This is a genomic window from Pseudomonas sp. GL-B-26, from assembly GCF_019947405.1.
Lineage (GTDB): Bacteria > Pseudomonadota > Gammaproteobacteria > Pseudomonadales > Pseudomonadaceae > Aquipseudomonas.
This window is the reverse complement of sequence record NZ_JAGYGJ010000084.1, coordinates 1-10,778: the sequence shown is the minus strand read 5'-3', so window position 1 is coordinate 10,778 and position 10,778 is coordinate 1. Positions and strand designations below refer to the sequence as shown.

Genomic DNA, 10,778 nt, shown 5'->3' with positions numbered 1-10,778 from the left:
CGCGAAGGCGGACCTCCAGTCGACAATGATGTTGCCTGACACACCGCCTTCGCGAGCAAGCCCGCTCCCACAAGGGATTTGTGGCGTGTATTTCACTGTATCTAACTGGCCTCCCGATACACAGCCCGCTAACTCAGGGCCACTGCCGAACACAGGCGAGATACAAACCTGCGATGAACTGCGTAGGCCATTTGGCACCCTATACACCGTGAAGGGGACAACAATGACCACGCTCCTGCCTGAAACCGACCTGAAACCCACCCCCGTCAATCGCCTGCGCGTCGACCAATACACCAGCGGCATCATCGGCCCAAGCCAGCCGATGCTCGGGCCACTGGCCGACGGCGGCACCCTGATCACCGGTACACCGCCGGGCTGCTGGGGGCCGATGATCACGCCGGCCTTCGAGGGTGGCCACGAAGTGACGCAACCGGTGGCCATCGCCGGTGCGGAAATCGGCGACGCGGTGGCGATCAAGATCAAAAGCATGCGCGTCACCTCACTTGCCACCTCGTCCGGGGTGATGAAATTCGTTGAAGGTCGCTACCACGGCGATCCGTTCGTCTCCAAATTCTGCGCCAAGTGCGGCACCGAACACCCGGCCAGCCATGTCGAAGGCATCGGCGAAGACGCGATTCGCTGTAACACCTGTGGCGCCGAAGTCAGTGCATTCCGTTTCAGCCACGGCTACGTGATCGTGTTCGATGCGCAGAACCAGGTCAGCCTGACCGTCAATCAGGACGTCGCCAATCAACTGGCCGGTAACGCAGCCGAGATGTCGGCGCTGCCGGAATTCGCCGCGCAACATTCGATCCTGTCCCTGGCGCGCGCCGACATCCCCGGCGTCGCGGCGCACATGCGGCCGTTCCTCGGCAACATCGGCACCACACCGTCGCGTGATTTGCCCGACTCCCATAACTGCGCCGATTTCGGCCAATACCTGATCGGCGCGCCGCACCGCTTTGGCATGACCCGCGAAGAACTGCACGCGGCCAAGACTGACGGTCACATGGACACCAACTCGATCCGCGAGGGCTGCGTGTTGATCTGCCCGGTCAAGGTGCCAGGCGCCGGCGTGTACATGGGCGACATGCACGCCCAGCAGGGCAACGGCGAGATCGCCGGGCATGCCACCGATTGCTCCGGGGAAACCGAAGTGGTGGTGGAAGTGGTGAAGCACCTGACGCTGGAAGGGCCGATTCTGCTGCAAAACCTTGACGACTTGCCGCCCATGGCCCGGCCGATGAATGCCCAGCAGCGGCAGAAAGTCCGCGAACTGGGCGAGCGCTGGGGTCAGCACGAGATCGAGCAGAGCGGGCCGATCACCTTTATCGGCAGCGGCGAGAACCTCAACGTCGCGGTAGAGAACGGCTTGAAACGCGCCGCCTCGGTCACCGGTCTGCCGTACGACGAAGTACTCAACCGCGCGACCATCACCGGTTCGATCGACATCAGCCGCTTGCCGGGCACCATCCGCGTGACGTTCCTGTGCCCGATGACCGTGCTGGATCGCATCGGCATTGGCCATCTGGTGCGCGAGAAGTACGACCTGGCGTAACGCGCTGACAATCATTGAGATCGACATCATGCACACCCCCATCACATCAGCGAAGGCGACCGTCGGGCTCGGTTTGCGTCGCGGTTTAATGAAAGACCTTCAAGCCGCCCGCGTGGGCGATTTCGATTTTCTGGAAGTCGCGCCGGAGAACTGGATCGGCATCGGCGGCGCTCATGGCCATGCTTTGCGTGCCCTGGCCGAGCGTTATCCGTTGTCCTGTCATGGCTTGTCCCTGTCTTTGGGCGGCCCGGCCCCGCTGGACGTCGGGTTTCTGCAAGAAGTCCGGGTTTTCCTCGATCACTACAAGGTGCCGCTGTACAGCGAACACTTGAGCTACTGCAGCGATGACGGTCACCTTTACGACCTTCTGCCGCTGCCCTTTACCGAAGATGCGGTGCATCACGTCGCCGCACGAATTCGCCAGGCCCAGGACATTCTCGGTCGGCGCCTGGCGGTGGAAAACGTCTCCTACTACGCCGCGCCACAGCAAGACATGGACGAGGTGACCTTCACCAACGCGGTGCTGCGCGAAGCCGATTGCGACCTGCTGCTGGACGTCAACAACGTCTACGTCAACTCGATCAATCACGGTTTCGATCCGCAGACCTTTCTGGCCAGCATCGATTCGGGCCGGGTGGTGGCCATGCACGTAGCCGGGCATTTCGATGAGTCCGATACCTTGAAAATCGACACCCACGGCGCTTCGGTCAAACCGGTGGTCTGGTCGTTGCTGGCTGAGGCTTACGCTCGATTCGGCGCGCAGCCAACACTGCTGGAACGGGATTTCAACTTTCCGGCATTTTCCGAACTGGTGGCCGAATTGCAGACCATTCGCCGCCTGCAAACCGAGGGGGTGAACCGTGGATAAGCCGAGTCTGTTTCAGCAGCAAAACACCCTGGGCCTTTACCTGCGCGATCCCGATCATTGCGCGCCACCGGCCGGGATGGACGTGACACGGGCGCAGGTTTACCGCGACCTGATTTTCGCGAACCTGTCGTCATTGCTCAGCGGGACTTTTCCGGTGCTGATCAAGATTCTCGGCGATGAACACTGGCGTTCACTGGTACGGATTTTCCTGCGCGACTACCGCGCGCACACGCCGAAATTCGGCGAGATCGCCAAGGAGTTTGTCGAGTTCCTGGCCTCGGAACCGCAAGCGTTGACCGAAGGGTCGTGGCCGCCGTTCATGGTGGAGCTGGCGCATTACGAGTGGATCGAGATGGCGTTGCAGCAGTCCGAGGCTGAACCGTTGCCGCTGAGCGATGCCGGGTTGTTGCTCGACCGACCGTTGCAGGTTTCGCCGCTGGCCTGGCCGTTGGCGTATGCCTGGCCGGTGCAGTTGGTGGGGCCGGATTATCAACCGGAGACAGCGCCGGCTCAGCCGACATTGCTGCTGGTGCGTCGGGCTGAGGACTGGAGTGTGAAGTTTTCCGCACTGAGCCCGTTGGCCTGGCGGTTGTTGCAGCGGATTGAGGAATTTCCCCAACTGGACGGGCGTGAGCAACTGGAAGGATTGGCGGTGGAGGCCGGGATGGCTGGGTCGCCGGAGTTTATGGAAAGTGGGGCGGTGTTGTTGCGGCAGATGCATGAAGAGGGGGTGGTGGGCTTGGCATGATCGTTCCCTCGCGCGTGGGAACGATCAAGCGGGGGGAATCAAGCTTTGCTGGCAATCCAGTACTAACCGCGCACCGCCGAGTTCACTAGTACCGACTTCAAGCGTAAACCCATGCAAGCCCACAATCGCCGCAACGATCGACAGCCCCAACCCGAACCCGCTTTTCTGATTACCACCATCGGCACGATAAAAGCGCTGGAACACTGCCTCCCGCTCTGCCTCCGGAATCCCGGACCCCGAATCGAGCACTTCAATCCGCGTATGTCCCCCTTCATTGATCCCACGCAAAATCACCTCGCCATCCGGCGGCGTGAACTTGATCGAGTTGCTCAGCAGGTTCGCCACCGCTTCGAATAGCAACGCGCGGTCGCCATTCAGTGGCGGCAAGACGTCAGGCAGTTGCAGCTTGAACACCAGTTCGCCTTCTTCCGCCAACGGCAGATAAAAGTCGTGCAGCTCTTGCAGCAACGGCACCGGATCCAGCTGCACAAAACCCGAGCGGCGCTGACGATCTTCCAGCTCGGAAATCCGCAACAACCCTCGAAAGCGCGCCATCAAGGTGTCCGCTTCACCGAGCACTGAGTCCAGTTGCACCGCCAGCGTCGAACCCTCATCAGCCTGTTGCTGAATCCGGTACAGCTGCGCCCGCAGGCGCGTCAACGGCGTGCGCAGGTCGTGGGCGATGTTGTCGCAGACGCCTTTCACCTCGTTCATCAAGCGTTCAATACGTTCGAGCATGGCGTTGACGATGGCGGCGAGCATGTCCAGCTCATCGCGGCGATTGGACAATGGCAGGCGACGGGTCAGGTCGCCGGCGACGATGGCCTCGGCGCTGGCCTGAATCGCACGAATCCGCCGCAACGGACGCCGTCGCAACAGGTGCCAACCAGCGATACCGGGCAAGATGGTCAGTGTCACACCCCATAACAATGCGTGAAGAATGATCCGGGTCACGGCAAACAACGAACCATTATCCCGCACCAGCACGAGCCAGCGACCGTCCTTTGTCTGGGTCGCTACCGCGTCGCAACTGTCGGCGGGCAGGCTTGGGTCGTCAGAATCGGCGCAGTCGCCAAGCATGTGAATCTTGCCATCCAGCGGCAGGCCTTCGGGCATGTGACGCAGCGCTCCGCTGAGGTAGCGGTGCTGAGTATCGAACAGGCCATAAGCGTCGATGCCGCGAATGTCGAAGGTCATGCTGACGGCGAGGGCGTCCGTCAATTGTTCGCCCTGAAAGTGCGAAAACAAATGCTGGCGTTGCATCAGCGAGTGTTTGGCCAGGTTGTCCAGGTAAGCGGAAACCTCGTAGTACATGACCCCCATGAGAATCCCGCTCCAGAGCACGAACAGCGAACTGTAGAGCGCCAGCAGACGGCTGCTGGATGAACGCCAGCCGTTAGAGGGGTTCAGCAATGACATAACCCGAGCCTCGCACGGTCCGAATCAGTGGGACATTGCCTGGCGGGTCAATCTTTTTGCGCAGCCGGCCGATGTGCACGTCGATCAGGTTGGTGCCGGGGTCGAAGTGGTAACCCCAGACCTCTTCGAAAATCATCATCCGCGACAGAATCTGCCCGGTGTTGCGCATCAGGAATTCCAGCAACTTGTACTCGGTGGGCAGCAGCGTCAGCAAATGGCCGTCGCGGCTGGCTTCATGGCTGATCAGGTTCAGCTCCAGATCCGCCACCCGCAACGTGGTGGCCTGGGCGGTCACGGTGTTCTGCCGGCGCAGCAGGACTTCGACCCGGGCGGCCATTTCATCGGTGGCGAACGGTTTGGTCAGGTAATCGTCACCGCCCGCGCGCAAGCCGCGCACACGCTCATCGACGTCGGAGAGGGCGCTGATCATCAGAATCGGTGTGGCCACGCCCATGGTCCGCAACGTGGTGACAATCGCCAGACCATCGAGCTCGGGCAGCATGCGATCAAGGGTGATCAGGTCGTAGTTGCCGCTGACCGCGCGCGCCAGACCTTCGCGGCCGTTGTCGACCCAATCCACGTCGAGGCCGTGGCTGCTCAGTTCGGCGACGATTTCCCGGGCGGTCACGGCGTCGTCTTCGATGGTCAAGATGCGGGTCATAGGGCGGGCCTGGTTAGGAGTACTCAACGTTGAGCGGCATTTTGCCAAGAAATGATGGCAGGCTTTCTAAATAAAACTTCATGTACAACGAAAAGATCGCGTTCGAAATGTAGGAGCTGCCGCAGGCTGCGATCTTTTGATCTTTCCATTTAAAACACCGTTTCTGGTCAATGCATAAAACCCGCCGCTACAGACAGTTCCTTGCAAATTGCATGGACATTGGAAGTTCAAACTTTATAAATCATTGAAATCCAGAGTCTTATTTAAAGTTGGTGACTGGCACGGTGACTGCAATTCCTCCGTTGAAGAGTTGTAACACCATCCTTCCTGCCTGGAGCGATATAACAATGAATAGATCCTCTGATGGTTTCTATCCTGCCTTCGAAGAAACGAGCACGCTCTCTGGTGTGTCCTGGGGAGCGATCTTCGCGGGGGCCGCTGCTGCGGCGGCGTTGTCGTTGATTCTCGTGCTGCTCGGCTTTGGCCTGGGTTTTTCGGCGGTATCGCCGTGGGCCAATGAAGGGGTGAGCGCCAAGGGCCTGGGCATTTCAACGATTGTCTGGCTGGCCGTTACGCAAATCGTCGCTTCCGGGCTTGGCGGTTACATCGCCGGTCGTCTGCGGGTGAAGTGGGCGTACATGCACGGTGATGAGGTTTACTTCCGTGACACCGCCCATGGTTTCCTGGCCTGGTGCGTGGCGACGCTGGTGACGGCGACGTTGGTGGTCGGCTCGGTCGGCAGCCTTGTCAGCGGTGGCGTGCAGGCCGGGGCGAGCGTGGTTGGCGGCGCCGCGAGTGCCGCGACTCAAGCTGCCGGTGCGGCTGCCGGCAACACTGACGGTGACCCGTACGGTTACTTCGTCGACAGTCTGTTCCGCGATGACCGCCCGGTGGCGGTCAGTGATGACGCCGTTCGTGGCACCGTGACGCGCATCTTCGTGCGCAGCCTGAGCAACGACGGTCAACTGGCTGCCGAAGACCGCATCTACCTGGCGCAACTGGTTGCCCAACGGACCAACCTCACTCAAGCGGACGCGGAACGTCGCGTTGATGAAGTGTATGCCCGCACGCAAAAAGCCGTGGCCGACGCCAAACTCGCCGCCCAACAAGCCGCCGACACCGCCGCCAAAGTCGCTGCGTGGGCTTCGTTGTGGATGTTCATTGCGCTACTGATCGGTGCGTTTTTCGCCAGCCTCGCTGCCACCTTTGGTGGCCGTCGTCGGGATGCCGTGGTGTATCTGGAATCCGACGCTTACGTGACCACCACTTCACTGCCTGTTCGCTAACCCAGGAGAACTACCATGCGCTCACTACTGCTGTTCTTTCTCGGCGTACCGATCCCGATCATCATCCTGATCGCCCTGTTCATGCACTGACTTACGCTGGGGCAATGCCTCTGCCGCTTCTGCCTTTGGTGGAAGCGGCGTTTTTGTGTGAGCGTACTGGCAGCCACCTAGATGTTGAATGTGACTGCCTCTTCGCGAGCAAGCCCGCTCCCACAGTTGACCGCGTTCTCCTGTGGGAGCGGCGGTGCGACGATTCGACTTGCTCGCGAAGGGGCCAGATTAGGCGCTCTCAATCTATCTATTCGATCGGTGTACTCACAAACACCTCAAGCCCCTCGGCATATTCGGTAAACGCACTGATCTGTGGAAACCGATTCACATCCACCTGATCCGGCACCACCAGATTGGTGAAACTCCACGCCACCGCCAACGTAATTCCGTCTTGAGCAATCGTCCCGTCAGTCTTCAGCGGCTGCATTTCCAGCTCCCGTTCCAGCGCCGAATACGCCGCCGCCAATTGTCCTTCGACCCGCTCCACCCACGGTTCAAACTGAATCTCCGCTGGCCGCAGGTTGCGTTCGTAGTAGAGCTGCACGGACTTTTCGCACGCCGCCAGCCCCAGACCGATCAGGCGCAATGAGCGCAGGCGTTGAGCGAGATCGCTGGGCATCAGGCTGTTGCCAGGACCGGCCAAGGCTTCCAGATAATCGATGATCAGCGTCGAGTCGATCAGCACCTCGCCGTCGTCGAGCACCAGGGTGGGCGCCTTGACCACCGGGTTGATCTGCTGGAATTGCTCGAAATGCCGAAACACCGAAACCGACTGGTGTTCCAGCGGGATGCCAAGGCGTTTGGCAGAGATGGCGACGCGCCGCACATAGGGTGAATCCAGCATGCCGATCAGCTTCATTGAACCGCTCCTTCAGATGTCCATTTCGGGATGGACAACCTTAGTTTAGCTTCAGCGAGCTGCAAACGGCGTGGGCGCTAATCTTCGAAGCCGACCTGCTCGTGAATCTCATCGACCTTCAATTCCAGCCGATACGCCACGGCGATAAACAGCGCCTGGCACAGGCACAGCGTCGCACTCAACGAACGGAAGGCAAACGAACTGCCTTCGTTGACCAGCAGCACGGTGTTGGCGCGTTTTGCCAGAGGCGAGAGGTTGCTGTCGGTGATGATCAGGGTTTTGGCCTGATGGTGCTGGGCGATGCGCAGGCAGTGCTGGGTTTCCTTGCCGTAGGGCGTGAAGCTGATGGCGATCACCAGGTCATTGGCGCGCACGCTGCGCATCTGCTCGCGGTAGCTGCCGCCGAGCCCCGAAACCAGATGGATGCGCTTGTTGGTGTGTTGCAGGTTGTAGACCAGGTAGTCGGCCACCGCGAACGAACGGCGCACCCCGACCACGTAGATGTTGTCGGCATTCACCACCAGGTCGACGGCCTTGTCGAAGGCCTGGTCATCGAGTTCCAGCCCCAGCCGTTCGATGCCCGACAGGGTCGCATCGATGCACTCGCGCGCCAGATCGCCGCCGCTGGCCTTCTGCGACTTGTTGGCGATCATGCTGCGAATGCGCTGCTGGTAGTTCTGCACCGGCGTGGTCTTGTGGGTGTAGGCCTCGCGGAACAGCGCCTGCATTTCGCTGAAGCCGCTGAACCCGAAGCGCTGAGAAAACCGCACGATCGCCGACGGGTGTACTTCGCACTCGCGGGCGATGTCGCTGATGCGGTCGACCATGATCCGGTCGCTCTGCTGGCTCATGTAACTGGCGATACGTTTGAGCTGGCGCGGCAGGCTTTCGTATTCGTTGGTGATCAGCTGCAGCAGACGTTCGGCATTGATCGGGGGGCTGGCGAGATCGCTGTCGGGCGTGCTCTCGGTCGTCGCCGGCTGATCGGTGCGGGTCATAAGGAATCCTTCTGGCTTGTTCTTATAGGGAGGACAGATGGCGTCATCCCCTGACAATAGGTTGGCTGTGCGCAGTCTACAGGGTAGGCCGGAATAAAATCTTGAGCTTGCGGTCAGTGTGAAGGGTGCTGAAACGATGCACTGCCTCTGGAACGCCTGTGCCAAAGTTTATTGGAAAAAATATTCCACGTAAAAAATATTTAGAATAATTATTGATTATTCGGTCCCGGACGTTTTAGTCTGCATCCACCAAGAGTGTTCGGCGCGGCCATCGCCCCGAACGCAGGCTGATAAAAATAACAGGAGCCAGCATGGGCCAGACTCGTTTTGCCAGTGGGCGTCAATTGGATCTGATTTGCCTGGGGCGCCTGGGCGTCGACCTTTATGCGCAGCAAGTCGGGGCGCGGTTGGAAGATGTTTCAAGCTTCGCCAAATACCTCGGCGGATCGTCCGCCAATATCGCTTTCGGCACGGCTCGGCTGGGCCTGAAATCGGCGATGCTGAGCCGGGTAGGGGACGACCACATGGGCCGTTTCCTGGTGGAATCCCTGGCCCGCGAAGGTTGCGATGTCAGCGGCATCAGGGTCGATCCGGAGCGCCTGACCGCCATGGTCCTGCTGGGCCTCAAGGATCGCGAAACCTTTCCTTTGGTCTTCTACCGCGAAAACTGCGCCGACATGGCGCTGCGGGCCGAAGACATCAGTGAAGCCTTCATCGCTTCCAGTAAAGCCTTGCTGATCACCGGCACCCATTTCTCCACCGACGGCGTCTACAAGGCGAGCATCCAGGCGCTGGATTACGCCGAGAAGCACAACGTCAAACGGGTGCTGGATATCGACTATCGCCCGGTACTCTGGGGCCTGGCCGGCAAGGCCGACGGCGAAACCCGTTTCGTCGCCGATCAGAACGTCAGCCAGCATGTGCAGAAAATCCTCCCGCGTTTCGACCTGATCGTCGGCACGGAAGAAGAATTCCTGATTGCCGGTGGCTCCGAGGATTTGCTCACCGCGCTGCGCAATGTGCGGCGCCTGAGCGCGGCGACCCTGGTGGTCAAGCTCGGCCCGCAGGGCTGCACGGTGATTCACGGGGTGATCCCGGCACGTCTTGAAGACGGCGCCATTTATCCCGGCGTTCGGGTGGAAGTGTTGAATGTGCTGGGGGCCGGCGATGCGTTCATGTCCGGTTTCTTGAGCGGCTGGCTGGAGGATGCGAGCGACGAGCGCTGCTGCCAGTTGGCCAATGCCTGCGGCGGTCTGGTGGTATCGCGCCATGCCTGCGCCCCGGCCATGCCGACCCGCGCTGAACTCGACTATCTATTTAACAGCCCGGTGCCGATTACCCGGCCGGATCAGGACGCGGTGTTGCAGCGTCTGCATCAGGTCAGCGTGCCGCGCAAACAGTGGAAGCAGCTGTTCATTTTTGCTTTCGACCATCGCGGGCAACTGGTGGAACTGGCCCACAAGGGCGGTCGCGACCTGAACGCCATCGGCGAACTCAAGCAACTGTTTATCAAGGCTGTGGAGCGGGTCGAAGCCGATTTGCGCGAGCAGGGCATCGAGGCCGATGTCGGGCTGCTGGCCGATCAACGCTTCGGCCAGGACTCGCTGAACGCCGCCACCGGTCGCGGCTGGTGGGTGGCGCGTCCGGTGGAAGTACAGGGTTCGCGGCCACTGGCCTTCGAACATGGGCGTTCCATCGGCAGCAACCTGATCGCCTGGCCACAGGAACAAATCATCAAGTGCCTGGTGCAATTCCACCCCGACGACGAGCCGCTGCTGCGTCTGGAACAGGAAGCTCAGATCAAGGGTTTGTACCAGGCGTCCCAGGTCAGCGGTCATGAGCTGCTGCTGGAAATCATCCCGCCCAAGGATCACCCGTCGACCCATCCGGACGTGCTGTATCGCGCGCTGAAACGCCTCTACAACCTGGGCATTTACCCGGCGTGGTGGAAGATCGAAGCGCAGAGTGCCGAGGAGTGGAAGCAACTCGACGAGCTGATTCAGGAACGTGATCCGTACTGCCGAGGCGTGGTGTTGCTGGGGCTGAATGCACCGGCAGCGGCACTGGCTGAAGGGTTTCAACAAGCCAGCCAGAGCCAGACTTGCCGTGGGTTTGCAGTCGGTCGGACGATTTTCCAGGAGCCGAGCCGCGCGTGGATGGCCGGTGAAATCGACGATGAAGCGCTGATCCGTCAGGTGCAGGGCACGTTCGTCGAACTGATCGATGCCTGGCGCACAGCCCGTGCGTGATGGGTTGATGCAAACCCAATGTGGGAGCGGGCTTGCTCGCGAAGACGGCGGCACATTCAACATTGATGTCACCTGATACAC

9 protein-coding genes are annotated in these 10,778 nt (G+C 60.4%); 5 read left to right on the top strand and 4 right to left on the bottom strand.

Going from position 1 to position 10,778, the window contains the following annotated elements; translation table 11 throughout:
• The first annotated feature begins 223 nt into the window (after window positions 1-223).
• The 3 genes from KGB23_RS29750 to KGB23_RS29740 are packed head-to-tail and all read left to right on the top strand — an operon-like array spanning window position 224 to window position 3,174.
• Complete coding sequence (locus KGB23_RS29750; protein ID WP_223433660.1) at window positions 224-1,558, top strand: acetamidase/formamidase family protein; 1,335 nt, start codon at window positions 224-226, stop codon at window positions 1,556-1,558.
• A 28-nt stretch (window positions 1,559-1,586) separates the two neighbouring features.
• Entirely contained in the window at window positions 1,587-2,426 is an 840-nt protein-coding gene (locus tag KGB23_RS29745; protein ID WP_223433659.1) for a DUF692 domain-containing protein, read from the top strand.
• Window positions 2,419-3,174 (top strand): DUF2063 domain-containing protein, encoded by a 756-nt coding sequence (locus KGB23_RS29740; protein ID WP_223433658.1) that lies wholly within the window; start codon window positions 2,419-2,421, stop codon window positions 3,172-3,174. The genes KGB23_RS29745 and KGB23_RS29740 overlap by 8 nt, the downstream gene beginning before the upstream one ends.
• 24 nt (window positions 3,175-3,198) lie before the next feature.
• Here KGB23_RS29740 and KGB23_RS29735 read toward each other — a convergent pair whose 3' ends face one another.
• Both KGB23_RS29735 and KGB23_RS29730 read right to left on the bottom strand, forming a co-directional pair.
• On the bottom strand, window positions 3,199-4,593 hold the full coding sequence (locus tag KGB23_RS29735; RefSeq protein WP_223433657.1) for a sensor histidine kinase: 1,395 nt from the start codon (window positions 4,591-4,593) through the stop codon (window positions 3,199-3,201).
• Entirely contained in the window at window positions 4,571-5,254 is a 684-nt protein-coding gene (locus KGB23_RS29730) for a response regulator transcription factor (RefSeq protein WP_223433656.1), read from the bottom strand. The genes KGB23_RS29735 and KGB23_RS29730 overlap by 23 nt, the downstream gene beginning before the upstream one ends.
• 347 nt (window positions 5,255-5,601) lie before the next feature.
• On the opposite strand from KGB23_RS29730, the gene KGB23_RS29725 reads away from it, so the two are divergent.
• Complete coding sequence (locus KGB23_RS29725) at window positions 5,602-6,540, top strand: hypothetical protein (protein WP_223433655.1); 939 nt, start codon at window positions 5,602-5,604, stop codon at window positions 6,538-6,540.
• A gap of 298 nt (window positions 6,541-6,838) precedes the next feature.
• On the opposite strand, the gene KGB23_RS29720 is transcribed toward KGB23_RS29725, so the two are convergent.
• Both KGB23_RS29720 and KGB23_RS29715 read right to left on the bottom strand, forming a co-directional pair.
• The gene (locus KGB23_RS29720; RefSeq protein ID WP_223433654.1) at window positions 6,839-7,450 is read right to left on the bottom strand and encodes a glutathione S-transferase; all 612 of its coding nucleotides are present in this window, start codon (window positions 7,448-7,450) and stop codon (window positions 6,839-6,841) included.
• Between the two features lie 77 nt (window positions 7,451-7,527).
• Window positions 7,528-8,448, bottom strand: coding sequence for a MurR/RpiR family transcriptional regulator (locus KGB23_RS29715; protein ID WP_046049576.1), 921 nt, complete (start codon window positions 8,446-8,448; stop codon window positions 7,528-7,530).
• Window positions 8,449-8,759: 311 nt separating this feature from the next.
• Between KGB23_RS29715 and KGB23_RS29710 the strand changes: the two genes are divergently transcribed.
• The gene (locus KGB23_RS29710; RefSeq protein ID WP_223433653.1) at window positions 8,760-10,697 is read left to right on the top strand and encodes a bifunctional 5-dehydro-2-deoxygluconokinase/5-dehydro-2-deoxyphosphogluconate aldolase; all 1,938 of its coding nucleotides are present in this window, start codon (window positions 8,760-8,762) and stop codon (window positions 10,695-10,697) included.
• Window positions 10,698-10,778 lie beyond the last annotated feature (81 nt).

What these genes read in the sequence shown, in the direction of transcription:
- KGB23_RS29735 (WP_223433657.1), bottom strand. Translation starts at nt 4,593, where the DNA reads ATGTCATTGCTGAACCCCTCTAACGGCTGGCGTTCATCCAGCAGCCGT.
- KGB23_RS29750 (WP_223433660.1), top strand. Translation starts at nt 224, where the DNA reads ATGACCACGCTCCTGCCTGAAACCGACCTGAAACCCACCCCCGTCAAT.
- KGB23_RS29725 (WP_223433655.1), top strand. Translation starts at nt 5,602, where the DNA reads ATGAATAGATCCTCTGATGGTTTCTATCCTGCCTTCGAAGAAACGAGC.
- KGB23_RS29720 (WP_223433654.1), bottom strand. Translation starts at nt 7,450, where the DNA reads ATGAAGCTGATCGGCATGCTGGATTCACCCTATGTGCGGCGCGTCGCC.
- KGB23_RS29745 (WP_223433659.1), top strand. Translation starts at nt 1,587, where the DNA reads ATGCACACCCCCATCACATCAGCGAAGGCGACCGTCGGGCTCGGTTTG.
- KGB23_RS29710 (WP_223433653.1), top strand. Translation starts at nt 8,760, where the DNA reads ATGGGCCAGACTCGTTTTGCCAGTGGGCGTCAATTGGATCTGATTTGC.
- KGB23_RS29715 (WP_046049576.1), bottom strand. Translation starts at nt 8,448, where the DNA reads ATGACCCGCACCGATCAGCCGGCGACGACCGAGAGCACGCCCGACAGC.
- KGB23_RS29730 (WP_223433656.1), bottom strand. Translation starts at nt 5,254, where the DNA reads ATGACCCGCATCTTGACCATCGAAGACGACGCCGTGACCGCCCGGGAA.